This window comes from Piscirickettsia salmonis LF-89 = ATCC VR-1361 (assembly GCF_000297215.2).
Taxonomy (GTDB): Bacteria; Pseudomonadota; Gammaproteobacteria; order Piscirickettsiales; family Piscirickettsiaceae; genus Piscirickettsia; species Piscirickettsia salmonis.
In genome coordinates this window covers 15,997-40,188 of record NZ_AMFF02000019.1, presented here as the reverse complement: position 1 = coordinate 40,188, position 24,192 = coordinate 15,997, and the positions used below count along the sequence as shown (strand labels likewise).

Genomic DNA, 24,192 nt, shown 5'->3' with positions numbered 1-24,192 from the left:
TGACGAACATGTTGATATAATCAACGTGATTTAATAGTTTAAAGGCTTTTAAAAAATAATTAAAAGCCGACAGCAAAACGAATTTTACCAGTTTTGTTTGGTGACCATAGCAAGGTGGTCCCACCTGATCCCATCCCGAACTCAGTAGTGAAACACCTTAGCGCCGATGATAGTGTGGTTTTTGCCATGTGAAAGTAGGACATCACCAAACTCCTTATTCTTAAACCCCGATCTTAAATTTAAATAAAATAAGATCGGGGTTTTTTATTATCTTTTTTGATTTTCATTTAATCTTAATCTAAGACAAAGGTGTTATTATATGAGGCTATACAGCTTTTTTTCCTAGAATTTATGGTTTTATATGACATCTTTTAAGCTATTACTAAAATCATTATTATTTTGTTTGATAATGATATTATTGATTATTGTTAGCTATTTTTATATTGATCGTAATTTGGCTACATGGATAAATCAACATGTTTTAGCAAACTTATTTTTTAATTTATCTATTAAAATTCCAATTGTATTTTATTTGTTTTCTGGTGTATCACTGGTTATTTTAGCTTTTTTGTCTATGGTCAGGCCATTGAAAGCTTGGGAAAAAACCTTGATTGTAGCCGCAGTAAGTCAATATTGCGCTATGGGTTTAAAGGTGGGGATGAAGTACTTTTTTGGTCGTTATACGCCGGGGGTTTATTTTTCTGAACATTTGTATGGTTTTAATTTTTTTCATGACGGGATGAAGTACTACTCTTTTCCTTCAGGACATACAACCGCAATAGTTTCTTATTTAGCTGTTATTTGGATAAGACATAATAGCATACTAAAAAGTTTGGTTATTGTTTTGTCTTGTTGCGTTGGAATATCATTAATTGCTTTAAATATGCACTATTTAAGTGATGTGCTAGCGTCAATAATGCTTGGTGTTATGATGGCTATATTTTCCAATCAATTGATTTTTAATCAAACGAAATATTTTTGTTAAAAGTGTTTTGGCTTGATTTTTATATTCAATCATATTATTATGTGGATTTTTCCTTTATTTTTTTGGTTATTGTTTTCTATGTTTGATAAGATATTGATGGTGTGCGTAGGCAATATTTGCCGTAGTCCAGTTGCAGAGGGTATGCTGCAGGTCTTTTTTAATGAAAAAAATATTGTTAATACAATTGTAGAGTCGGCAGGTATTGCTGCCTTAGTTGGTAGCACTGCAGATCCGTTTTCGTTAGAGCTTATGAGTGAGAAAGGGGTTGATATTCAGACTCATAGGGCGCGTCAGCTTACCGCTGAGCTGATCAAAGAGTTTGATTTAATCCTGGTTATGGAAAATGGCCATAAAAAGCATATTGAGCAAGAATTTCCTTTTAGTCGAGGAAAAATTCATTGTTTGGGTAGGTGGCGTAATGAAGATATTAGTGACCCCTATCAAGAGCCTCGAGAGGCTTTTGTTAAAATGGTTAATCACGTAGAGATTTGTTTACAAGATTGGATAGGTAAATTTTGGTAAAAAATGAATTTTGTTAAATTGAAAATTGATATTTATAGAGAGTTGTAATGAAAAAACTGTTGTTTGCATTGTCGTTGACTGCGCTATTATCCGCTTGCTCTGCGCCAGGAATGCATATGGATGAAAGTAGCTTGAGCTCGGAGCTTAATGGACAGGGCAAGGTTATGCAACCACATGTGCAAATAATTGATGTGCAGTTAATTCAACAAGAAATGCGGGCACTACAAGCACAGTTAAGTGATGCTCGAGTGAACTATAAAAAGCCTGCAGGTTTTACTGCAAAGCGCGTGGGTTATCAGTATATTATTGGCTCTCAGGATGTGCTGCGTATTATTGTTTGGAATCATCCTGAATTAAACAATCCTGCGAGCACGCAAAGTGCGGCAAGTATCTATGATGTCGGTTTTACTGTTGACCAGCAGGGCAATATTTATTATCCATATATTGGTTCGGTGAAGGTTGCAGGGAAAACGACTGACCAAGTGCGTGCTATTTTAACTAAAAAACTGGCTGCATACGTTAAAAAGCCGCAAGTTAATGTTGTTGTGATGGCATTTAATAGCCAAAATATTAATATTATTGGGGCGGTGCAATCGCCCAGTGTCGTCCCAGTAACAAATGTGCCGTTGACGGTTTTAAATGCGGTGACTAAGGCAGGTGGGCCTATTAGCTGTGGTAATAATACTGATGCGCAAGGCAGTGTGGCATTATGTGCAGATGTGCAAAAAGTAGCTGTTACTCGTGGTGGTAAAACAGTGTATGTAAATTTAAATACATTACGTTCTCCGGCGGGTTCTTCGGAAAATTGGATTTTAAAAAATGGTGATGTGATTAATGTGCCTAATAACAATCAATCACGAATTTTTGTCTTAGGTGCGGTGAATAAGCCAGGGCCATTTAATATGGTCGATGGTAAAATGACGTTACAACAGGCCTTGGGTAATGCGGCAGGGCCTAATATGTTGTCAAACCCTGCTTATACTTATGTGATTCGTAATTATCAAAATAATCCTCAGATTTATTTGTTAGATGCCCACTCTGCTGATGCTTTAATTCTCGCTAGCCGCTTTGCATTAAAGCCGCAAGATGTTGTATTTATTTCTAACTCTAAGATTGCTAACTTTAATGCGGTATTAAATCAGATTTTACCAACATTAAATACTGCAACTAGCATTAAATTCTTAACAAATTAAGGTGGAGCATTTAGTTATGGCGACACAGTCTCAACAATCTCAAATTGATAAAGTGCTTGATGTTGATGTGATTGATATTAAGCAATTAATTGCAACGCTTTTAGATAAGAAAAAAACAATTTTAATAACAACAGCTGTATTTTTTATTATTGCTGCACTGTATTGTTCATTTCGCGTTCCTACTTATGATGCGAATATATTGCTTAATAGTGATTTAAATAGCTCTGGTGCAAGCTTATCAAGTGTTATTGGCGGGGAATTGCCTTCTATTTTGGGAGGTGATCAAGCAGCTGCTAAGGCACAGACGGAAATTAGCTTAATTCAATCACGTAGCGTATTAGAGCCTGTTGTTAAATCACTACATTTAGATGTTATTGCAGAGCCTGATTATTTTCCTATTATTGGTAAAGGTCTCGCTCATCGTTATGATGCTGAAAATTATGCTAATGAGTATGCAAGCCCATTCGCATGGCTTTCTAGTTTTGCTTGGGGTGGTGAAAGTATAGAGATAGGGCAGTTTGAAGTATCTACGCCGTTAAAAGCAAAAGAATTTACGTTAGTGAATTTGGGGCAAGGGCGCTATCAATTGTATGGGCCTCAGGGCGATAAATTAGGAGTGGGCGCCGTTGGTAAGCCATTTGCAAAAGAAATCAATAGTTTTACGCGTGTTTATTTACTTGTAAATAGCTTAAAGTCTCCTGTAGGTGTGAAGTTTAGATTGAAGGAGCTTCATATGATGGATGCTTTGCAAGTGATATCTTCAAAATTGTCTGTTAGTTTGACTGATAAAAATACGCCGTTAATCAATCTTGGCTATACTGGATATAGCCCTGAAAAAACAGCAGAAATTTTAGATGCAATCGCTGATCAGGCGGTCCGCCAGGATGTTTACCGAAAATCTGAACAAGCGGCAAAAACACTAGCATTTTTAAAACAGCGTATTCCCTCAGTGCAGCAATCAGTTTATCAGGCGGAAAAAGCACTCAATGATTACCGTAGTCAGTCTGGTAATATATCGTTAGATGCTGAGACTAAGCTGATGATGCAAAGTGTGACTGACTTAGAGTCAAAAATTTATGACTTAAAAGTACAGAAAGCACAGTTACTACAGCAATTTACTGAGCGTAGTGTTCAGGTTGAGGAGGTTAATACTAGTATTGTAGCTTTAACAGTACAATTAAAATCATTGAATATTCGTTTAAAAAATTTGCCACAGGCAGACCAAGTTGCGGTTAATTTAATTCGCAATGCAAAAGTACAAAATACAATATATACGAATTTAATGCAGAAAGTTCAGCAGTTTGAATTATTAAAAGCAGGTACTGTTGGTGATTTGTCAGTCATTGATTATGCGAATATACCTTATAAAATATCGAATAAACCGACGTTATTAATTATTATTTTAGTCACGTTTATTGGCTTCTTTTTAAGTATGATTTATGTGTTTATTCGTAAGGCCTTGTTCCAAGGCATTGAAGATCCAGATGTCATTGAAAGCCGCCATGGTTTATCGGTATTGGGTACATTATTGACGAGCCCAGCTCAACAGCAGCAAGTTAAAGATTTTCAGAAAAATAAGGTGATGCAATTAAAGCTGCTATCTGAGTTAGACCCTATGGATATGACAGTAGAAGCTTTGCGAAGTTTGCGGACAAATTTAACGTTTGAGCTTGCTGCAGCAAAAAATAATATTATTAATATTTCAGGGCCTTGTCCGAATGTTGGTAAAACATTTGTGTCTGTTAATTTGGCACATGTTCTAAGTGAAACAGGCCAACGTGTACTCGTTATTGATGGGGATTTACGTCGTGGTTCGATGCACGATTATTTTGGCTTATCACGTGAGCACGGTCTTATTGATGTATTAGAAGGTAAGTTAACGCTTGAACACGCTGTTCATAGAACACACATTGATAATTTAGATATGATGCCTACCGGTGCTTTAATTGTGAAGCATGCGGAGTTATTGATGGGTAATAAATTAGGTGAAGTGCTTGAGCAACTATCTTCAAATTATGATGCCGTAATTATTGATACAGCGCCTATTTTAGCAATTACTGATGCTAGTTTGGTGGCACAATATGCTGGAACGAATATCGTCGTATTTGCAGATACGATGCACGATGACAAAGAAATTGAATTAACGATTAATCGTTTTGAAAAAGCAGGAGTGAAATTAGCAGGATTTATCTTTAATAATATGCAAATGGCGACGACAACATTAAGCAATAAATATAAATATGCTTATCGTTATGAAGCAAGGAAAAATTAAGATGAAAGTAATTCGAAAAGCGGTATTACCTGTTGCAGGTTTAGGCACACGATTTTTGCCCGCAACGAAAGCCACGCCTAAAGAAATGCTTCCTGTGGTTGATAAGCCATTAATTCAATATGCAGTTGAGGAGGCTGTGGCCGCAGGAATTACAGAAATTATTTTTGTAACGAGTTCTAATAAACGAGCAATAGAAGATCATTTTGATAAAAGCTTTGAGTTAGAAAGCCGCTTAGAGCATGCAGGCAAAGATAAGTTACTTCATACTGTAAAAAATATTTTGCCAGCTGGTGTGAGTGTTTCTTATATTCGTCAATCGGAGCCTTTAGGTTTAGGGCATGCAGTATTATGTGCAAAGCCATTGGTTGGAGAAGAACCATTTGCAGTGCTGCTTGCTGATGATCTTATCGATGGTGGGATACAGCCATGTTTAGCGCAAATGCTAGAAGCTTATCAACAGGCAGCTAATGTTTTAGCCGTGCAGCCTGTCGCGATGGCAGAGGTAGGTCAGTATGGTGTCGTTGCAACAGATCATCAGCAGCATATTCAGGCGATTATAGAAAAACCAACACAAGAAAAAGCCCCATCGAATTTAGCAGTCGTGGGCCGTTATATTTTAGATCATAGGATTTTTTCGTATTTAGAGAGAACGCAAAAGGGCGCAGGAGGTGAAATTCAGCTTACTGATGCAATTGCTGCATTATTGGCTGAGCAATCAATTTTAGCTTATGAATTTACTGGTAAGCGTTATGATTGCGGTTCTAAAGCCGGTTTTTTAGAAGCGACGATTGCTTATGCATTGAAGCATCCAGAGCTTGCAGAGCAAGCCAAATTAAGTTTAAAAGGATAAGAAATTATGAAAGGCATTATCTTAGCAGGAGGCTCAGGAACACGCTTACACCCGGTTACTCAGGCAGTAAGCAAGCAGTTGTTGCCCATTTATGATAAGCCGATGATTTACTACCCATTAACCACTTTAATGTTAGCGGGTATTACTGAAATTTTAATTATTAGTACGCCTCATGACTTACCTCAGTTTAAAAAATTACTAGGAGATGGCTCACAATGGGGTATTTCCCTATCATATACAGAGCAGCTGAAGCCTGAAGGCTTAGCACATGCCTTTATTCTCGGCGAAGAGTTTATTGATAGTGATAAAGTGTGTTTAATCTTGGGTGATAATATTTTTTATGGTCAGGGTTTACAACGTTTTTTTACACAGGCAATGAATCAACTAAATGGTAGTGTGGTATTTGGTTATACTGTAAATGACCCTGAGCGTTATGGTGTGGTTACGCTGGATCAGTCGGGTAAAATAGAAAGCATCGAAGAAAAACCTAAGAGACCTAAATCTAATTCTGCGATTCCAGGGATTTATTTTTTTGATAATGAAGTAATTCATATTGCTAAAGCGCTTAAGCCCTCTAAACGCGGTGAGTTAGAAATAACAGATGTTCTAAAAGCTTATTTAGCGCAAGGCAAATTACAAGTGATTCAATTATGCCGAGGTTTTGCTTGGCTAGACACTGGCACTCATGATTCTTTATTAGAAGCTTCAGATTATATCGCGATTTTAGAACGTCGGCAGGGCTTAAAAATTGCGTGTCCTGAAGAGATGGCGTGGCGTATGGGCTATATAAATAGTAAGAAATTATTGAAATTAGCAAAAGAGTTAACTAATACAACCTATGGTGCTTATTTAAAATCTCTTGTCGAGGCTGAAATATGAAACAGCTTTTAGTGACAGGTGGTGCGGGTTTTATTGGCTGTAATTTTGTACGTTATATGCTGAAAACATATAATCATGTAAATATTATAAATGTAGATAAATTGACTTATGCTGGTAGTTTAAATAATTTAAAAAATTTACCAGATGAGTCTCGTCATATTTTTGTACAGGGTGATATTTGTGACCGCCCTTTTATTGATCAATTATTGCGTGAATATGATATAGATACGGTTGTGAATTTTGCAGCTGAATCTCATGTTGATAATTCAATTAAAAATCCAAAACCATTTATAGAAACAAATATTAATGGGACTTTTACTTTATTAGAAGCTGCACGTCAATTTTGGCTCGAAGAAAAACAATGGTTGAAGAGTGATTGCCGCTTTCATCATGTCTCAACAGATGAAGTATATGGAACCTTATCTAAGGGTGAACCTGCTTTTACTGAAGCAACCGCTTATGCACCTAATTCACCCTATTCAGCATCTAAGGCTGGGTCTGATCACCTAGTGCGGGCATATTTTCATACATACGGCTTGCCAATGACGATATCAAATTGCTCAAATAATTATGGTCCTTACCAGCACCGTGAGAAGTTAATCCCAACGGTGATTCACTTATGTTTAGCTGAGAAAAAAATTCCAATTTATGGCAATGGCTCTAATATTCGTGATTGGCTCTATGTAGAAGATCATTGCTCTGCGATTGATAAAATTCTTCACAATGGGCGATTGGGTGAAGTGTATAATATCGGTGCGAATAATGAAGCTGATAATCTCACGCTTGTTAAGCAGATTTGCCAAATCTTAGATAAGAAACAGCCACGTAAAAATGGTAACTCTTATCAAGAGTTAATTACTTTTGTAATCGACCGTGCTGGGCATGATTGGCGTTATGCGATTGATAATAGGAAAATTAAAAATGAGCTTAATTGGCAGCCGGTATATAGTTTACAGGGCGCTTTGGAATTACTAATTAATGAGAAAATTCAAGATATTTAAAATATAATAGGTGGTGAGAGTGAAAGTTGTTGTTACATTTGGCACATTTGATTTATTTCATTATGGACATTTAAGAATTCTTGAGCGTGCACGTGCATTGGGGGATAAATTAATTGTTGGAGTATCATCAGATGCTTTAAATTATAATAAAAAGCAATGCTACCCTATTACTCCACAAGAGCAAAGGCTATCCATAGTTTTAGCCAATAAGTTTGTAGATGATGTGTTTTATGAAGAAAGTCTAGAACTTAAACGAGAATATCTTATTAGATACAAAGCAAATACTTTGGTAATGGGAGATGATTGGAAAGGATGTTTTGATTTTTGTAAAAATTTATGTGAAGTGGTATACCTTCCTCGAACAAAAGATATTTCTACTACTGATTTAAAAGCGAAAATAAAAGCATTAGAGTTTGCACTTTCTTAATAACTTAGTAAGTAGAATTTTTTAAAAATGATTAAAAATCTTTTATATATGCTTATTTCTAATTTTGTAAAGTTAGCTTCTACAGCGGTTATATTTTTTATATTAGCACGAGTTTGGGGTGTTGAAGCATTTGGTCAGTTTACTTATTGCTTTGCAATGATAGCGATTGTTCAAGTTATTTTGGATTATGGCTTTAATCTACAAGTTGTTAAAGATATTAGTGAAGACAAGAAAAAAGCAATAGATATTATACAAAAAAGTTTAACTGTGAAACATATAATTACTTTTACAGTGTATATTTTTTCTTGGCTAATGTTGGTTTTTTATAATAAAAATAGTAGTTTTAATGTGCTTTATCTTTTGCTATTGGTTAGTGTAACGTTAAACTCATATGCTAATTATTTTTTGTATCCTTCACAAGCAGAAGAAAAGTTTAAAATCGTTTCATTGGTGATGTTAGCTTATAACATCAGTTTTGTTGTAATTATTGGTTTGGCTTTATTATTTGGATATCGCACATTAACCGATATTGCTGCTGTATTTGCCTTAGCTAGATTAGTCCCATTTTTAATTTGTGTTTTTTTAATAAAAAAATATTATCCTGCTGTTCAGCTTTTGACGTTAAGAACCAAGGGTTCTTGGCAGTACTTTAAAAAAAGCCTGTCATATGGGATTTTAGTTTTTTTTGGTATGGCATATTTTCAGATGGATACTTTATTTATAAATCACTTTCTTGGTGCTAGACAAGTTGGTTTATATCAGGCAGGGGTGAGGATTTTGGTTGCATCTGCCTTTATTGTTGATGTGTTTAATAGTGTATATTTACCTAAAACAATTAGTTTAAAAAATAATATAAATAAATTAATTGAATACCAATCTAAAACGACTCACTATTTTTCATTGATTAGTTTAGCTGCTGTTTCTATTTGTGTGTTATTTCCAAGTTTTATAACAATGCTATTATATGGTAAGGCATATATAGAGTTAGCTAATTATTTACCACTTTTTTCATTATTAATTACTTTGCGTTATATTGGTTCCAGTTATGGCTTGTTAGTTACAGTGTTTGATGCACAACGGCTTAGGTGTTTGCTTGTTGGTGGTGCTTTGCTTGTTAATGTACTTTTAAGTATTATTTTGATTCCAAGGTATTTTTTATATGGTGGGTTACTTGCAGCATTAATGACTTTGATTTTTTTGAATTTTGGCTACTTTATGTTCTCTTTATATAGAGTTAAATCGATTTACTTAAAAGCAGATACGTTGCTTGTATTAACTGCTTTAATGGCTTCTGTACTTGCTTTTTATTTTGGCTTAGGAAGCTGGTTAGTTGCTCTTAGTTTATTTTTAGGCTGGGTGGCTGCAATTCGGAAAAAAGATATTTTATTTATTAGCAGAAGGCTGAGTTTAATATGAGATGTATCGTAAAATTATTTATATTTCCATTGATGAATATACTATATCTTATATCACTTTGTGTTCCAAAAAAAGATAATTTGTGGGTTTTTGGTGCATGGTTTGGTAATTCTTATGCAGATAACTCTAAATATTTATTTGAATATGTTTGTGCCAATAAAAAAGAAATTGATTGCATTTGGATTAGTAAAAATAAGCACGTTGTTGAATTTTTACAAGGGCAAGGCAAAAGAGTATATTATTATTTGTCTATGCAGGGTATTTGGTTAGTAATGAGGTCGCAAGCAGCATTTATTACGTGTTCAAAAGGTGATATATTTGCAGCTGTTCTGACTCCCCGTCATTATGTTGTACAGCTATGGCATGGAACCCCGCTAAAAAAAATAGTATATGATGATAGGATGGTCTATGATCGTGATAGTATTTTACATAAAATAAAAACCATGATATTTCCTTTTTTAAAGATTAAATTTTCTTTAGTAGTTTCGCCATCGCAATATATTTCAAGGATATTTTCCGGAGCTTTTAGGATGAGACTGGATAAGTGTCCAGTGCTTGGTTACCCTCGAAATGATATCCTTTCTAATAAGAGGACTGTTATTAACAATAGCAGAAAACAAGTTATTCTCTATGCTCCAACATTTAGAGAGCATGAGCTAACTGGTTCTGTGATTACAATACCCTCAGCACAAGAGTTAGCAGAAGTAAATGACTTTTTAGTATCGATAGATAAAGAACTGCGTATTAGGTTACACCCCGCAATATCTGGAAAAGTAGCAGACTTATTCATGTATAGCCGTATATCATTGTCTACTGAAGCAGATATACAGTTAGACTTAAAACAAGCAGAAATATTGATTTCAGACTACTCTAGTTTGATATATGATTATTTATTGACTGATCGTCCGATTATTCAATTTGCTCCTGATTTAGATGAATACCTTGCTTCCAGCCGTGAAATGTATCATGACTATGAAAAAATTGCCGCAGGCCCTATTGCTCATACATGGAGTGAAGTGCTCGTTTTCTTATCAGAGTGCCTTTGTGATCCAAAGAGATATGCAGAGAACAGGAAATATGTAAGAGAGCTTTTTAATGCTTATAACGATGACCTTAGTTCAGAGAGAGTTTATCAGTTTGTTTACAAAATGCTGTATATGAGGCATTGAGTTGATTTAAAGGTTTGGAGTACTCTATAAAATGCAGTTTTCTTTAATATTAGCAACAATTTCACGGGTTAATGAAGTTGATCATATGCTAACTTCATTGCAAAAGCAATCGTATCAAAATTTTGAGGTGATTGTTGTCGATCAAAATTTAGATAATAGGCTAGATTTAATTTTAGCAAAGCACCAGCTACAGATGAATATTCACCATGTTAAGGTTGAAAAGCCTGGTTTATCAAGAGCAAGAAACGTTGGTTTGGCACAAGCAAGTGGGGATATAATCGCATTTCCTGATGATGACTGTTTTTATCACTCTGATACTTTGAGTAGAGTAAAAGATTTTTTTCAAAAAAATAAAAACTATAATATTTATAGTTGTCGTCTTTTAGATCCTGATAGTAATGACTCTTCTTGTAATCGATGGCTTACTACCGATAGTGATTTTAGCTTGACTAATGTTTTTAGGTGTGCACTTAGTGCGACATTATTTATTAAACTAAACAAGAAAAAAGATGTGAATTTTGATGAGAGGTTTGGAGTTGGGGGAGAATTTGGTTCTTCTGAAGAAACAGATATGTTAATTAATTTGATGTATTTAGGGTACATTGGTAGATATCATGTTAATGGTCATATATATCATCCAGATAAAAAGCCCGAGCTTGATAGAGCACATATTTATGGTCAAGGGCTTGGAGCCATGCTGAAGAAACAAATCTATTATTATAAGCGCTATAAATTAATTAAAAATGTAATATTAAGTCTTATTTTAAAACCACTTATTGCTATTTTTATAAATGTATTAAGATTGAATATAAAAATGACGAAATTTTATTCTAAATTATTTTTTTCTAGATGGTTAGGCTTCTTTAAATATAAGAGTGTAAAATAATGTCTGTTGCAGGTGCAAGCTTAACTATTAATATAGTTAGCTTAATTATAGTCTTTTTTCTAGCATTTTCAGATTATAAAAAAAATAATTTTATTGCAGTACTTTATTGGGTGGTTTTAACTTTTCTAGTTTTGATTCAGGGGATTTTTATTTCTAGTGATTTACTTGATGTATTGAACATTCAGTATTTGGGTAATAACATTACACCTGAAGGCCATTTATTGGCTAGTTTTATTGTGTTAGCAATTATTGTTGTTGTCTTTATTATGCGCAGTAGTACTTCTGCAGTATCTAGAGCTAATAGGGTTTGTACCGAAAATAATAATATACATATTAAAGATAGTTTGTATTTTCCGATAGGCTATTATATATTTCAGTGGTTTGCTTTATTTGTTTTGTCAGTCAGTATGATTTATCTTGTTGGTGGTCTGCATAGTTGGTTAGCTAGTAGTCGACCAGGCGCAGAAGGTGGGACAGTATTTCTAGTTTTATTTGGTTTATTTACATATCCATTATTATTAAAACTATCGTCTGCCTATCCATTCAGCATCAAAAAAAATGATATTCTATTATATGCATTTTCAGTTTTAATTATAGCTAGTTTCTCTAGGATTTTATTTTTATTTCATTTTGTTATACTGGTAATTTGTCTTGTTTATAATAAAAAATCTGTGAACCTTAAAAAGTATAAAAAGCACTTTATACTATCATTTTTAGTTTTTATAATCATTTTTTTTGTTTACGGAGCTTACAGAGATGTTTTACCTCAGTTACCAGAAGGCTCTAGGACATTTACTGCTGCTATCAACTTATTAGTATCGAAACCAGAGTTAAGTATATTGTCATTTCAGCGACTATACCATGTTGGTATAGAAGGGATGTCTGGTGTATCTGGTGTACTATCACAAACTCTACGCATGGGAACAGTGCAGTTGGATTTTGGAATGTCACTTTTTACTGGTTTTTTTCATTTAATCCCAGGGCCATTGCGTAGCCTTATGGACCCTTTGCCAGATTATATAGCCTCTATGTATTGGTATCACGGTAGTGTTGTTGGTGGTGGCTTAGAAAATATATTTGTTCATTTCTCTTTTCTTGGTTTTATCTTGTACCCATTTATTCTCTATTATTTTTCTTATGTTCTTGAAAAGAATATTAGGAATAATATTAAAAAAACAGCTATTAACGATAAATTTTTGATATATGCAATATATGTCGCCTATGGCTTGCAAATTATAAGAGGAACCTTATGGTTGGCTTTAATGTATATTGTTGCAGAAATTTGTATTTTATATATGGCAATTTTTTTATTCAGAATCTTTATAAAGAAAAAACCTTTAATGTCTAGGTATTATTAATGAAAATTGTTATTGATGCAAGAGAGTTGGATGGAAGATTTCGTGGGGTTGGAGTTTTTATTAAAGGAATATTAGAAGCTATTTCAACGTTTGATCGGGATAACTCATATGTTCTACTGATGAGAGATGTAAAAACATTATCTAAATTGAAGTTATCAAATAATTTTTCTTCTTATGTGGTTCCTGGTATGATAGGTGTCACAGACATTGTTATATTACCTTACATGGTTAATAAAGTTTTAAAACCAGATGTGTTATGGTGTCCGAGTAATAACTGTTTTCCCTTTATTTCTAAAAAAATAACTATAGTTTCTAGTATTCATGATCTAATGTTCTTTAAGTATTCATATAAGTTTTTGAGTAAGCAGTATTTTGGTAGTATTTATCGAAAGATTTTTTCAACAATTGCTGCAAAAAGAGCAAACTTAATTCATACACCGACTAGGAATAATATTTCAGAAATTTCAGAAGTTTTGGGAGTAGATAAAAATAACTGTTTTTATACTTATGAAGGTATTAACTTTATTGAAAAGGCTGATCACGCAATTTTAGACCAACTTTCTCTGAGGGGTGTGCGTTATATTTATAGTGTTGCTGGCCTATCACCGAATAAAAATTTTGACATGTATTTACAGTCCTATAGACAATTAAATCGATTGCCAGGTATGCAAGATATAAAGCTTGTACTATCTGGGTGTACAAAAATGCAGTATCAAAACTTAGGCCCTGGAATTATTATTACAGACTATATTACAGATGATCAAAAAAAATCACTTTTTAAGAATTGTTGCTTGTATCTTTCTCTTTCTTCTGAAGAGGGTTTTGGGCTTCCAGTTTTAGAGGCCGTGTACTATAACTGTCTAAACATATTAATTAGCGATATTGATAACTATAAAGAAATTTATGAAGACTATGTAAGCTATACATCTATTAACAATGGTCCAGAGATTGTTGCTAATAATATTAGACAACTGTTAGAAGAGCCTTCAACTTTGAAAGATCGAACAAGGCTTATTTCTAAGTGTGACTGGGATAATGTTGGTCATATTTTGTTAGATAAATTTAATATGCTGGTAGGAAGTAAAATTTAATGAAAAAAATTCTTATCTTAAGTGCAGCATACCCTTACCCCATTAATAATGGTAAACGTGTTGTTTTATCAGGAGTTATTGATTTATTTAACCAAAAAGGTTTCAAAGTAGATTATCTTTATCTAGGTCATCATAAGCCAGATAATCAAGGTAAGATTGAAAATTTTATTTTTATAGAGAAACCAAAAAGTTATCAGCAGATAAAAAATGTTTTATTTCAGTCTTTTTTTATGAGAAAAAAATCTATTCAGGAATCTGTTCTTTATAGTAATTCTATAAAGAAAAAAATAATAGATATTATGGAAAAAATTAGTCCTGATATTATTTTTATTGACACACTGAGGTTAGGCCAATTTTTAGAGGATATGAATAAAACGGGAAAAGAATTTTTATATCTTGATGATTTATTTTCTTTACGTTATGCAAGAATGCTGCAGGCGATGGATCGACATGATTTAAAGATAAATTTACTTGGAAATTTTTCTTCCATGATACCGGCTTTTGCAAGAAAATTACTGAAGGTTGAAAGGCTTGGGAAGTTAATCTTAAAGTTTGAAAAAAAAACTATAGAAAAAAGAGAAATTCAAATAGTACAGTCATTTAGTAACTCTTTATTGATTAATCAATCTGAATCTCTTGCGTTAACTGCAAAGTCGGGTGCTCATGTTGGGTCGATTAAGCCATTAATGAATATTAATGTCTTAACGGAAAGGAATTATAGTAATTCACCCGAGTTTATTTTTTTAGGAGATCTAACTTTACCCCATAATAGCTTTAGTATCTTATTTTTTATAGAAGAGTGTATTTCTAAACTTACTGAAAAATTACCAGGTGTAAAGTTGCGTTTGATTGGCAAGGGGGCAAGTCAAGAGCTTTTAGAAGTGGTGAATACCTACCCTGATAATGTGTCTGTGGAAGGCTATGTTGATGATCTCGCTTCGTTGTTTTCAAGTGCTTGTGCTATGATTGTGCCGCTACAATTTGGTAGTGGCGTTAAACTAAAAACGCTAGAAGCTTTAGCACATGGGCTGCCTGTTGTTTCAACAAGCTATGGTGTTGAGGGTATTGCTATTAATGAATATGCCGGATGTGTCGTTGAAGAGGATATCCAAGGGTTTGTTGAGGCAATGAAAAGGTTGACATGCACTAGTTATAACCGACAGTTGTCTGCACAAGCAATTTCTTTTTATAAAGATAATTACTCACAAGATGTTATTTTTTCTGAATATAGTAAAATATTTAATTTAGGAGAGTAAATGTATTTGGTAACTGGTGGTGCAGGCTTTATCGGTTCTCATACTGTTGAATTGCTATTAGCTCAGGGCTATAAGGTGCGTGTGCTAGATAATTTGTCGACAGGAAAACTAAGTAATTTACCTGCTGATCAATCAAATTTAGAAGTTATAACAGCAGATGTGAGAGATTATGGAGCTGTGCTTCAAGGGTTGCAAGGTGTTTCTGCGGTGTTGCACTTGGCTGCACAAGTCTCTGTGCCGCGCTCAATAGATAAGCCTTTAGAGTCTCTTGATGTAAATACTAAGGGGTTTATCAATGTATTGGAAGCGGTGCGTCGGACTGATGATAAAATACATGTTGCTTATGCATCTAGTGCTGCAGTTTATGGTAGTGCTGAGCAATTACCTTGTGATGATACTCAGATTTTACCTGTAGAGATAAATTCTTTTTATGCACTGGAAAAAGCCAATAAAGAGCGTTATGCGGCTTTATATCATAAATTATTTAATATCACGAGCACAGGACTTCGCTATTTTAATGTCTTTGGACCAAAGCAAGACCCATCTTCGCAGTATGCTGGAGTGATTTCTAAATTTATGACTGCCGCTGCAAATGATCAGCCCATTAGTATTTATGGTGATGGTGAGCAAAGTCGGGATTTTATTTATGTTACAGACGTTGCACGAGCTAATATGTTGGCATTACAAAATACTCAGCATGGTGTGTGTAATATTGCTACAGGGTGTGCTACAAGCTTAAATCAATTAGTAAATGGTATTGAAAAAATAACGGGAAATAAATTAAATTGCTCTTATTTTTATGAAAGGCCAGGTGATATTAAGCACTCTATTGCAAGTATTTACCATGCAGATGAATTATTAAATTTTCTAGCCAAAATAAAATTTTCAGATGGCTTAAAGCATTACTTTGATTCGATATTAGGCTAATATTTTTGGGGTTAATAAAACTTGTAAGGATAATAAAGCGATAAAAGAGGCTTAAATATAAACTCTCTTTGTAACTTTTTTGATTTATTATGATTTACTAGAATCTTTCGATATCATCCTCATTTAAGTAGCTGCCGGATCTTACTTCGATAATTTCCAAGTCAATTTTTCCAGGGTTTTCAAGTTGATGAATCTCGCCAATAGGAATATAAGCGGATTGATTGGGTTCGAGTAAAATAGCCTCTTCAGTCCCTTTGCTGATCTTTGCGGTACCTGCTAGTACAACCCAATGCTCACTACGGTGCATATGGCGCTGTTTAGATAGTGTTTGCCCTGGTTTAATACTGAGACGTTTAATCTCAAAACCGAAACCTTGATCTAAGCTTTGGACCCAGCCCCAGGGGCGGTAAATCTTCGTGTGATGACGATGTTCGTAGCGCTTATCTTGTTTTAATTGCTCAACAATTTTTTTGACATTTTGTGTGTCATCTTTATCAGCGATTAGTACTGCATCTTCTGTGGCAACAACGATCAGATTATTAATGCCTACACTGGCGATCAGTGGGCCGTCTGAGCGCAAATAACAGTTTTTAGATCCTTGATTGATGATATCTCCCTGAATATAGTTGCCTTGAGAGTCCTTTTGACTTACCTGCCATAGTGCACTCCAAGAACCAACATCTGACCAGCCAAGATCAACAGGGATAACGACTGTGTTTGTGGCCTTTTCCATAATGGCGTAATCTATGGAAACATCCTCACATTGTGCAAAATCTTTTTCATTGAGGCGATAAAAATCTAGGTCTTTTGTGCTGTTTTTTAAGGCAAGCTCACATTGCGTTAAGGTGTGAGGAATCAGGTCTTTGGCGATATTGATTAAGGTTTTTGCCTTAAAAAAGAATATGCCGCTATTCCAGCTATAATCATCTGAGGCGAGATATTTTTCAGCTGTTTTAATATCTGGTTTCTCGACAAAGCGACTGGCTTTAAAGGCATGCTGAGACTGATTTAATGCGTGACCTGCTTGAATATAACCATAGCCTGTTTCAGGGTGTGAGGGTTTAATGCCAAAAGTGACTAATTGCTCATCTGCAGCGGCTTGTTGAGCCGCTTGAATGGCTTGAATAAAATGCTCTTGTTTTTTTATAAGATGATCTGAGGGGAGTAGCAGCACATCGCCTTCTGGATCAGTTGCAAGCACACTGAGGGCGGCAATGACAGCAGCAGGCGCGGTGTTGCGTCCACAGGGCTCTAAAATGACTTTGCTATTGGTAATATGTTGCTCACGCAGTTGCTCAGCGACAATAAAACGATGCTCATGATTGCAAATGATTGTCGGTGAGGAAAACAGTGTTTTTTCTGTTAAGCGACTGACGGTGTCTTGCAACATTGTGCGTTCTGTTGCTATAGGCAACAGTTGTTTTGGGTAAAGTGCGCGTGAGAGTGGCCAAAGTCGTGATCCACTACCACCTGATAAAATAACTGGATAAATCAACGGATTGCCTTAATTCTGATCAAAATAACAATAATAATCTTGGCTAATATAACTTAGAATGATGTTGCAGTACACCGGAGTTTTAGCCTTATTTAAAGGGTTTTAAACAATATTAGTGCTTTTCTACTGAAATTGTACTAAAAGTTTCACCTAGTTTTAATGTTAATTTTTATTAATAAATGTATAATAGCAAGCTATACATTGCCGGCTTAGACATATTTTACAGGCATAATCTTGAGTTATTAGTTTTATACAACTTGTTTAGAGGAGAACTATGAGACGTGGAATGCTAAAAGAGCATAGTAGTTTATTTTTTATTTTAGTGTGCTTAGTTGAGTTAGTGTTGGTCGCTAGCAGTGGATTTCTTGGTCACTGGTTTGAGTTGGGAAGCTTGAGTTATGACACAAATATGGACAGTATCGAAGCAATTTTATTGGGTGTAATTTTAGCGGCAATTGTTTTCCCATTATGTCGTGTGTACGCTCCATTACGGGGTCAAGCTATTGGTACGGTATTTCGCCGTGTGTTATGCGCTTGGGGCTTGGTTATTTGTTATTTGGTTCTAATCGCTTTCTTTACTCATCGCACCGGAATTTATTCACGAGGATTTTTGCTATCTTGGGCGGTGATTGGTGTTGTTTTATTATTAGCTTTTCGATTGTTATTAGTCATTTTCTTACGTTATCTGCGCTCACATGAGCATAATTTGCGCCGTGTGGTAGTCATCGGAGCCGGTTCACTAGGGGAGCGTATTGTCCGTAATTTAAAACAACGCTTATGGACGGGTTATCGAGTTATTGGTTTCCTAGATGATAATGAACAGAAGGTTGGCAAAAGTATACGCAGGCATCGAGTTTATAAAACGCCTAAAGATTTGGAACAATGGTTAGCTGATCATGCAATTGACGAAGTTTGGTTGGCCTTGCCCTTGCATGCTGACCAGAGAATGAAAGAACTCTTATATGATATGCGCCATAATGCCCTCACCATTCGCTTGGTTCCGGATATTTTCTGTTTTAGTTTATTAAACCACTCGCAACAAAATATTGCTGGTTTACCAACGCTTAATCTTAAAAGTAGCCCTGTGCAAGGCATTAATCGTCTGTTAAAAGCGATTGAAGATCGTGTATTGGCGATGATTATTCTAACGATGATCAGTCCAATCATGTTTCTCTTGGCGATATTGGTGAAGTTGAGTTCAAAAGGGCCGATTTTCTTTAGGCAGGAGCGGGTCACTTTAAGCGGTAAACGCTTTAATATTTTAAAGTTTCGTTCGATGCCGGTGAGTGCAGAAAGTAAAACCGGAGCGGTTTGGGCGACTCAAGGTGAAAATCGTGCGACTAAAATTGGTGCACTTATGCGCAAAACCAGTTTAGATGAACTGCCACAGTTTATTAATGTACTCAAAGGAGACATGTCTATCGTCGGGCCGCGCCCTGAACGTCCTGTTTTCATTAAGAAATTTAAACATGAAATTCCAGACTATATGCAAAAGCACTTGGTTAAAGCTGGGATTACAGGGTGGGCACAAGTGAATGGCTGGCGTGGTGATACTGACCTTGGTAAGCGTATTGAACATGATATTGATTATATTGAAAACTGGTCATTGTGGCTTGATATTAAAATCATTTTTAAAACTATTTTAAATGGATTTGTTCATAAAAATGCGTACTAGCGTGTATTTGCAAGCCTTATATTTTTCGATTTTGGCATAAAATTTGCCATAGGTTTTGTATGTCCTTAGGTTAAAGGGTATATGAGGCCGGTTATGCCAAAAGTCTATTTAGTAGCTGTTTATCAAGTTGTTTGTGCTGCGTTTTTATTTTGTATGTTATTTTCTGTTTATGCAGCAAAAACAGCTCAGGAAATTTCAAAAAGTGTGTCTCGTCATAGCATTTCTTTAAATGCCTATGATCATATTGCAGTTTTGCCAAATGTGTTAAGCCCTTTAGCACCGACGGCTGTGGGTGCTCAGTGGGGGGATGTGTATTTTGGTTTTGCTGCAGCGAACCATTCCTCGGGTGAGGATAATGTCAATGGCGTGTTGGTTGTTGGTTTTGGTATCGGTGATCCTGAGCATGTGATTGGCTTGGATGTGAGTATGGCGGTAACGAGCATTAACCCTGCAGATGGTGGCTTTGCTAAGGACCGTCATGTTGACTTAAAGCTGCACAGACGCTTGCCGTATCAGTCGGCAATTGCCGTGGGTGTGGAAAATCTGCTGGCAAGCGGTTTGGATCGAGATTTTAGTAAGACCTATTACCTTGTGTTAACGAAAGATTTTCAAGTCACAGAGCGTCAGTTGTCTATCTCCTTGGGTATTGGTAATGGTCGTTTTCGTAGCCAAGAGGATATTAATATAGATAAAAGCTCTATCGGTGTATTTGCTGATGTGAGTATAGGCATTACAGACTGGTTGGATATTTTTGCAGATTGGACCGGTCATGCTGTTTCTGCTGGGGTCAGTTTGCAACCTGTTAAAAAATTACCACTCACATTAACTGTCGCAGCATTGGATATTGGTAAGAGTGCAGTGAGCACAGTGCCTATTGCTGTGGGGCTTGGTTTTACTCATCGTTTTTAAGCTAGAGTTGAAATTAAAGCGTTAGCTAAATTTTGCGCCTCTGTTGGTAAATATTAACTAGATATCAAATATCAGCGTTATTGTCATGTTTATGTTTTATTAAGTCTTTATTCATTTTCGAAATTCCAATATGATGATGAAAAAGTGCAAACCAATTAAATTAATTGATGTTGGTTTTAGCCAATTTTAGACACTGTTGATAAATAATGATAATGATGAGGAAAACGACAATGAAGATCTCTAAGGTTGCGTGTAGCCTTGCTGTTGCAGTGCTTGCACTACCACTTGCAAGCTTTGCCGTAAGTCAAAGTGGCCAGTTTTTTGCGACTCCCAGTATAGGGAGTGGTTGGTTTGATTCAGACCGCCAAGTGAGTAATGAGCCAGTACTAAATTTGAGTTTGGGCTATAACATTACTGATAATATTGCTGTTGCCTTATCGTATGCACATGCAAGTAATAAAGATGATGTGACTGGCAACTCTGCGAGTATGAACCAAATGCGTATTGATGGTTTGTATCGCTTTATGGCAAAGAGTCCTCTTCAGCCTTACTTACTTGCTGGAATCGGTCGCCAGAACTTAAAAGGCTCCAATAGTTTCTTAGACTATGGTGTGGGTTTAACGTATGACTTTATGCCAAATGTTGCATTAGATGTAGGTGTGCGTCGTCAGTATCAATTAGGTACGTATCATCGCAATGACACGATTGCTGCCGTGGGAATACAGTTTAGTTTTGGTCCGCATGGCAGTGCATTTAGTGCAGATGAGAGCTTTGATCAAAATGAAATCGCCCCTGCACCTATGCCTGAACAAGCTGCGCCGCCAGCGCCAGCACCTGAGGCAGCTGCGCCTGTAAATCCTTGTGCAGTACCGGTGAATGAGGTCGCAATTAGTTTTGCTTCAGCCAGTGATATGGTATCGTCAAAATATGACTGCCAGTTAAGTCGTATTGCTGCGTTTTTAAGCGTAAATCCAAAAAGCTCTGCAATGATTAAAGGTTATGCGGACAGCAGCGGTAGCCCAAACTATAATAATCAGGGTTTATCACAGCGTCGGGCTGAGAGTGTGAAAGATTACTTAGTAACTCAAAAAAGCATCAATAGCCACCGCCTAATTACGCAGGCATTGGGTACTGAAAACCCGGTTGCAACGAATAAAACAGTAGAAGGGCGTGCTAAAAATCGTCGTGTTGATGTGACGACAATCAAATAAGCCAAATAACGTCTTAATATTGTATAAAAAGCCTGTTATTACAGGCTTTTTATTTAGCTAGTATCATTGTTGTCTTCGATTAAGATAACGTCTGCCGCATAAGGTGTGCCTGAAGTATCTTTGTGAATAGAGTAGGATACTTTTTGGTGAGTCGTTAAAGCTTGTATTTGTGCTTGTGGGTCAAATCCTGAGCGATGGACGAAGATATCATCCCCTCCGTCTTGAGGGGTGATGTAGCCAAAGCCAGTTTCGTTGTTAAACCATTTGACAAATCCATCTGCCATCTAGGCGTTATTCCGTCATTGATTTGCGTAGTTTCTTTAAGGCGCTTTTCTCAAGTTGGCGTACACGCTCAGCCGATACTTGGTACTTCGCCGCTAGTTCATGAAGTGTAGCTTTGTTTTCTTCATTTAGCCAGCGCTGTTGCAAGATGTCGCGACTACGCTCATCCAGAATTGAAATAGCTTGTAAGAGCTTATTTTCTTGGTTAGATTGCCAGTTATCATGCTCCAGCGCTAACGCTGGGTTATTCATAGCATTTGTATCTTCAAGGTAGCTGGGTTGAGCCGCACCTGTGCCTTCCCCCTCTTCCGGACTTGTAGGAGCAATCACAGCATCATGTGCGCTTAAGCGTGCTTCCATTTCAACCACGGTTTTTGCAGGGACACCCAAATCAGCAGCAACGGATTCAACTTCTGCTTGATTAAACCAGCCAAGGCGTTTTTTCTGTGAGCGCAAGGAAAAAAAGAGTTTGCGCTGTGCCTTGGTGGTTGCAACTTTAACGATGCGCCAGTTGCGAATAATAAACTCATGAATTTCAGCTTTAATCCAGTGGACCGCAAAGGAGACTAAGCGTACGCCGACGCTTGGGTCGAAACGTTTTACCGCTTTCATTAGGCCAATATTGCCTTCTTGAATAAGGTCTGCTTGGGCAAGACCATAGCCTGAATAGCTACGAGCAATCTTAACAACGAAACGTAAGTGTGCCATTACTAGCCTGCGCGCGGCTTCGATATTCTGGTGCTTATGGTATTCTTGTGCGAGTGCAAGCTCTTCTTCAGCACTTAGCATTGGTACCTGATTGACATTATGGATAAATGTATCAAGGTTGCTGCCAGGTGTTAGCATCAATGCTTTATTATTATTTGTCAGTAGTGTAGTTTGTGTCATGTTACTTCTACCTCCGCCAGGAAAAATAACATATTTCCTTTGATAAGGCTAGGTTTTTTTATCTAAATAATACACTGTTAGCGAATATTGTTATGAAAAGTCATGAAAAATAGCATAAATTTACATGGCTTATATTGAGTTTATTAAATAATTGTGAAAATTATCGGGATGCTTTAAGTTGCCTTGTAAGATTTATTTAAATATTTTAAAGAATACTGTAAAGCGTATTAATATCTTCTGTTCTATGCTTCTTAACTATTTGAAATTATAAAGATATTCTTTATATTTCCTTGCGTTATGCCTTGAAAGGTTGTGTGCCTCTAGAATATGATAAGGAAGATAATGGCAAAGGAGTATGGATGACGATGCAGCCTTATAAAAGTAAAAGTGATTTATTATTTTCTGTTTTGATCGTTGGATTAATTAGTTCTGCTAGTTTTTTATTATCAACATATTCTGTGTCTGCGTGGGCGGCACGTGTTGCACCCGTACAAGCGCCTGTTATTTCATATTCAGCAGCTGTTACGCAGGCAGCCCCTGCTGTTGTTAGTATTTATACTCGTCAAAAGCTGGCTAATTTGCGTGGATTCTATGGGCGACAGGCAATGCCGTTTTCGCCGCGCCAGCCTGGATTGCAATCAGATAATATGAGCTTGGGATCGGGTGTTATTATGGATAAGTCAGGCTACATCATCACCAATTATCATGTGATTCGTAATGCGGATAAAATTGATGTTGCTTTGCATGATGGCCGTAAGGCCAAGGCAAGAGTAATCGGAACCGATCCTGAAGTTGATCTTGCGATATTAAAAATTAATTTAAAAGATTTGCCGGTTATTAAAGTAAATAAAGAATCCTCTGCTGTCGGCGATGTTGTTTTGGCGATTGGCAACCCTTATGGGGTGGGGCAGACAATTACTCAGGGTATTGTTAGTGCGCTGGGGCGGACACGATTGCGGATTACTAATTATGATAACTTGATTCAGACTGATGCGGCGGTGAATCCTGGAAATTCCGGTGGGGCCTTAGTGAATTCTCGTGGTCAGCTCGTGGGGATTAATACTGCGATTTTTTCACGCACTGGTGGGTTTGATGGTATTGGTTTTGCGATTCCGGTCTCGACGGTGGAGAATGTGTTAGCGCAAATTGTAAAAACTGGTCATGTTACTCGAGGGTGGTTGGGCGTTGGTATTCAGCCGGTGCAGTTAGAACGTAATCAGCAAAATGTTCATGGCGTCTTAGTTACTAGCCTGTCTTCACAAGGGCCAGCAGATGATGCAGGGGTGCATATTGGTGATATTATTTTGAAGGTCAATGGACAAGAGGTTGATGGTGCTGAGGGTCTCGCACGTTTAGTTGCCCAATTGACGCCAGGTAAGCAGGCAAAGCTTGCGATTTTGCGCAATAATCGGGTCAATCAATTAATCGTTAAAATTGGTGCGCGACCTAAGCTTAGAAGCTAGTGCATCAACTCTTGAAGTATTGCAGTGCAAGGTTTAT

At 36.3% G+C, this 24,192-nt stretch carries 22 protein-coding genes and 1 rRNA gene; 20 read left to right on the top strand and 3 right to left on the bottom strand.

Features of this window, described 5'->3' with window-relative positions; genetic code table 11:
- Window positions 1-96 precede the first annotated feature (96 nt).
- The 16 genes from rrf to C200_RS02110 all read left to right on the top strand — a co-directional run bounded on the left by rrf (window position 97) and on the right by C200_RS02110 (window position 16,232).
- Window positions 97-211, top strand: a 5S ribosomal RNA gene (gene rrf, locus C200_RS02185).
- 150 nt (window positions 212-361) lie between these two features.
- Window positions 362-985, top strand: coding sequence for a phosphatase PAP2 family protein (locus tag C200_RS02180; RefSeq protein ID WP_032126220.1), 624 nt, complete (start codon window positions 362-364; stop codon window positions 983-985).
- A 78-nt stretch (window positions 986-1,063) separates the two neighbouring features.
- Window positions 1,064-1,507, top strand: a complete 444-nt coding sequence (locus C200_RS02175; RefSeq protein ID WP_032126231.1) for a low molecular weight protein-tyrosine-phosphatase — start codon at window positions 1,064-1,066, stop codon at window positions 1,505-1,507.
- 47 nt (window positions 1,508-1,554) lie between these two features.
- Entirely contained in the window at window positions 1,555-2,700 is a 1,146-nt protein-coding gene (locus tag C200_RS02170) for a polysaccharide biosynthesis/export family protein (RefSeq protein WP_016209606.1), read from the top strand.
- Window positions 2,701-2,716: 16 nt separating this feature from the next.
- A complete protein-coding gene (locus C200_RS02165) occupies window positions 2,717-4,972 on the top strand; it encodes a polysaccharide biosynthesis tyrosine autokinase (RefSeq protein ID WP_122940254.1) in 2,256 nt (751 codons plus the stop codon).
- 1 nt (window position 4,973) lies between these two features.
- The gene (galU, locus tag C200_RS02160; RefSeq protein WP_016209599.1) at window positions 4,974-5,822 is read left to right on the top strand and encodes a UTP--glucose-1-phosphate uridylyltransferase GalU; all 849 of its coding nucleotides are present in this window, start codon (window positions 4,974-4,976) and stop codon (window positions 5,820-5,822) included.
- A gap of 6 nt (window positions 5,823-5,828) precedes the next feature.
- Window positions 5,829-6,701, top strand: a complete 873-nt coding sequence (gene rfbA, locus C200_RS02155) for a glucose-1-phosphate thymidylyltransferase RfbA (RefSeq protein WP_016209587.1) — start codon at window positions 5,829-5,831, stop codon at window positions 6,699-6,701.
- Window positions 6,698-7,702: a dTDP-glucose 4,6-dehydratase gene (gene rfbB, locus C200_RS02150; protein WP_016209609.1), complete on the top strand. Its 1,005-nt coding sequence runs from the start codon at window positions 6,698-6,700 to the stop codon at window positions 7,700-7,702. The genes rfbA and rfbB overlap by 4 nt, the downstream gene beginning before the upstream one ends.
- Before the next feature lie 19 nt (window positions 7,703-7,721).
- Window positions 7,722-8,129, top strand: a complete 408-nt coding sequence (locus tag C200_RS02145) for an adenylyltransferase/cytidyltransferase family protein (protein WP_016209586.1) — start codon at window positions 7,722-7,724, stop codon at window positions 8,127-8,129.
- 27 nt (window positions 8,130-8,156) lie between these two features.
- Window positions 8,157-9,545 (top strand): oligosaccharide flippase family protein, encoded by a 1,389-nt coding sequence (locus C200_RS02140; RefSeq protein ID WP_016209613.1) that lies wholly within the window; start codon window positions 8,157-8,159, stop codon window positions 9,543-9,545.
- Window positions 9,542-10,714, top strand: a complete 1,173-nt coding sequence (locus tag C200_RS02135) for a CDP-glycerol glycerophosphotransferase family protein (protein ID WP_016209582.1) — start codon at window positions 9,542-9,544, stop codon at window positions 10,712-10,714. Before C200_RS02140 ends, C200_RS02135 begins: the two co-directional genes overlap by 4 nt.
- Before the next feature lie 31 nt (window positions 10,715-10,745).
- Complete coding sequence (locus C200_RS02130; RefSeq protein WP_016209593.1) at window positions 10,746-11,600, top strand: glycosyltransferase family 2 protein; 855 nt, start codon at window positions 10,746-10,748, stop codon at window positions 11,598-11,600.
- Window positions 11,600-12,958: an O-antigen polymerase gene (locus tag C200_RS02125; protein WP_016209578.1), complete on the top strand. Its 1,359-nt coding sequence runs from the start codon at window positions 11,600-11,602 to the stop codon at window positions 12,956-12,958. The genes C200_RS02130 and C200_RS02125 overlap by 1 nt, the downstream gene beginning before the upstream one ends.
- A complete protein-coding gene (locus tag C200_RS02120; RefSeq protein ID WP_016209596.1) occupies window positions 12,958-14,049 on the top strand; it encodes a glycosyltransferase family 4 protein in 1,092 nt (363 codons plus the stop codon). Before C200_RS02125 ends, C200_RS02120 begins: the two co-directional genes overlap by 1 nt.
- Window positions 14,049-15,305 carry a glycosyltransferase family 4 protein gene (locus C200_RS02115; RefSeq protein ID WP_016209602.1) on the top strand — a complete coding sequence of 419 codons (1,257 nt, stop codon included), beginning with the start codon at window positions 14,049-14,051 and terminating at the stop codon, window positions 15,303-15,305. Before C200_RS02120 ends, C200_RS02115 begins: the two co-directional genes overlap by 1 nt.
- Window positions 15,306-16,232, top strand: coding sequence for an NAD-dependent epimerase/dehydratase family protein (locus C200_RS02110; protein ID WP_016209607.1), 927 nt, complete (start codon window positions 15,306-15,308; stop codon window positions 16,230-16,232). It begins immediately after the preceding gene.
- 97 nt (window positions 16,233-16,329) lie between these two features.
- On the opposite strand, the gene C200_RS02105 is transcribed toward C200_RS02110, so the two are convergent.
- On the bottom strand, window positions 16,330-17,727 hold the full coding sequence (locus tag C200_RS02105; RefSeq protein ID WP_016209584.1) for a mannose-1-phosphate guanylyltransferase/mannose-6-phosphate isomerase: 1,398 nt from the start codon (window positions 17,725-17,727) through the stop codon (window positions 16,330-16,332).
- 274 nt (window positions 17,728-18,001) lie between these two features.
- Here C200_RS02105 and C200_RS02100 point away from each other — a divergent pair, with 274 nt between their 5' ends.
- From C200_RS02100 to C200_RS02090, 3 genes are all read left to right on the top strand, one after another.
- Window positions 18,002-19,402: an undecaprenyl-phosphate glucose phosphotransferase gene (locus C200_RS02100; RefSeq protein ID WP_032126221.1), complete on the top strand. Its 1,401-nt coding sequence runs from the start codon at window positions 18,002-18,004 to the stop codon at window positions 19,400-19,402.
- Window positions 19,403-19,495: 93 nt separating this feature from the next.
- A complete protein-coding gene (locus tag C200_RS02095) occupies window positions 19,496-20,311 on the top strand; it encodes a YjbH domain-containing protein (RefSeq protein WP_122940262.1) in 816 nt (271 codons plus the stop codon).
- Window positions 20,312-20,541: 230 nt separating this feature from the next.
- Window positions 20,542-21,522 (top strand): OmpA family protein, encoded by a 981-nt coding sequence (locus C200_RS02090; protein ID WP_122940232.1) that lies wholly within the window; start codon window positions 20,542-20,544, stop codon window positions 21,520-21,522.
- Between the two features lie 53 nt (window positions 21,523-21,575).
- On the opposite strand, the gene C200_RS02085 is transcribed toward C200_RS02090, so the two are convergent.
- Entirely contained in the window at window positions 21,576-21,806 is a 231-nt protein-coding gene (locus C200_RS02085) for a cold-shock protein (protein ID WP_016209597.1), read from the bottom strand.
- A 7-nt stretch (window positions 21,807-21,813) separates the two neighbouring features.
- A complete protein-coding gene (gene rpoH / locus C200_RS02080; RefSeq protein WP_032126222.1) occupies window positions 21,814-22,692 on the bottom strand; it encodes an RNA polymerase sigma factor RpoH in 879 nt (292 codons plus the stop codon).
- 359 nt (window positions 22,693-23,051) lie between these two features.
- Here rpoH and C200_RS02075 point away from each other — a divergent pair, with 359 nt between their 5' ends.
- Window positions 23,052-24,155, top strand: a complete 1,104-nt coding sequence (locus tag C200_RS02075; RefSeq protein WP_016209610.1) for a S1C family serine protease — start codon at window positions 23,052-23,054, stop codon at window positions 24,153-24,155.
- Window positions 24,156-24,192 lie beyond the last annotated feature (37 nt).

Coding starts and splice junctions, on each gene's coding strand:
- C200_RS02180 (WP_032126220.1), top strand. CDS start 362: ATGACATCTTTTAAGCTATTACTAAAATCATTATTATTTTGTTTGATA.
- C200_RS02175 (WP_032126231.1), top strand. CDS start 1,064: ATGTTTGATAAGATATTGATGGTGTGCGTAGGCAATATTTGCCGTAGT.
- C200_RS02170 (WP_016209606.1), top strand. CDS start 1,555: ATGAAAAAACTGTTGTTTGCATTGTCGTTGACTGCGCTATTATCCGCT.
- C200_RS02165 (WP_122940254.1), top strand. CDS start 2,717: ATGGCGACACAGTCTCAACAATCTCAAATTGATAAAGTGCTTGATGTT.
- galU (WP_016209599.1), top strand. CDS start 4,974: ATGAAAGTAATTCGAAAAGCGGTATTACCTGTTGCAGGTTTAGGCACA.
- rfbA (WP_016209587.1), top strand. CDS start 5,829: ATGAAAGGCATTATCTTAGCAGGAGGCTCAGGAACACGCTTACACCCG.
- rfbB (WP_016209609.1), top strand. CDS start 6,698: ATGAAACAGCTTTTAGTGACAGGTGGTGCGGGTTTTATTGGCTGTAAT.
- C200_RS02140 (WP_016209613.1), top strand. CDS start 8,157: ATGATTAAAAATCTTTTATATATGCTTATTTCTAATTTTGTAAAGTTA.
- C200_RS02135 (WP_016209582.1), top strand. CDS start 9,542: ATGAGATGTATCGTAAAATTATTTATATTTCCATTGATGAATATACTA.
- C200_RS02130 (WP_016209593.1), top strand. CDS start 10,746: ATGCAGTTTTCTTTAATATTAGCAACAATTTCACGGGTTAATGAAGTT.
- C200_RS02125 (WP_016209578.1), top strand. CDS start 11,600: ATGTCTGTTGCAGGTGCAAGCTTAACTATTAATATAGTTAGCTTAATT.
- C200_RS02120 (WP_016209596.1), top strand. CDS start 12,958: ATGAAAATTGTTATTGATGCAAGAGAGTTGGATGGAAGATTTCGTGGG.
- C200_RS02115 (WP_016209602.1), top strand. CDS start 14,049: ATGAAAAAAATTCTTATCTTAAGTGCAGCATACCCTTACCCCATTAAT.
- C200_RS02110 (WP_016209607.1), top strand. CDS start 15,306: ATGTATTTGGTAACTGGTGGTGCAGGCTTTATCGGTTCTCATACTGTT.
- C200_RS02100 (WP_032126221.1), top strand. CDS start 18,002: ATGAGACGTGGAATGCTAAAAGAGCATAGTAGTTTATTTTTTATTTTA.
- C200_RS02095 (WP_122940262.1), top strand. CDS start 19,496: ATGCCAAAAGTCTATTTAGTAGCTGTTTATCAAGTTGTTTGTGCTGCG.
- C200_RS02090 (WP_122940232.1), top strand. CDS start 20,542: ATGAAGATCTCTAAGGTTGCGTGTAGCCTTGCTGTTGCAGTGCTTGCA.
- C200_RS02085 (WP_016209597.1), bottom strand. CDS start 21,806: ATGGCAGATGGATTTGTCAAATGGTTTAACAACGAAACTGGCTTTGGC.
- rpoH (WP_032126222.1), bottom strand. CDS start 22,692: ATGACACAAACTACACTACTGACAAATAATAATAAAGCATTGATGCTA.
- C200_RS02075 (WP_016209610.1), top strand. CDS start 23,052: ATGACGATGCAGCCTTATAAAAGTAAAAGTGATTTATTATTTTCTGTT.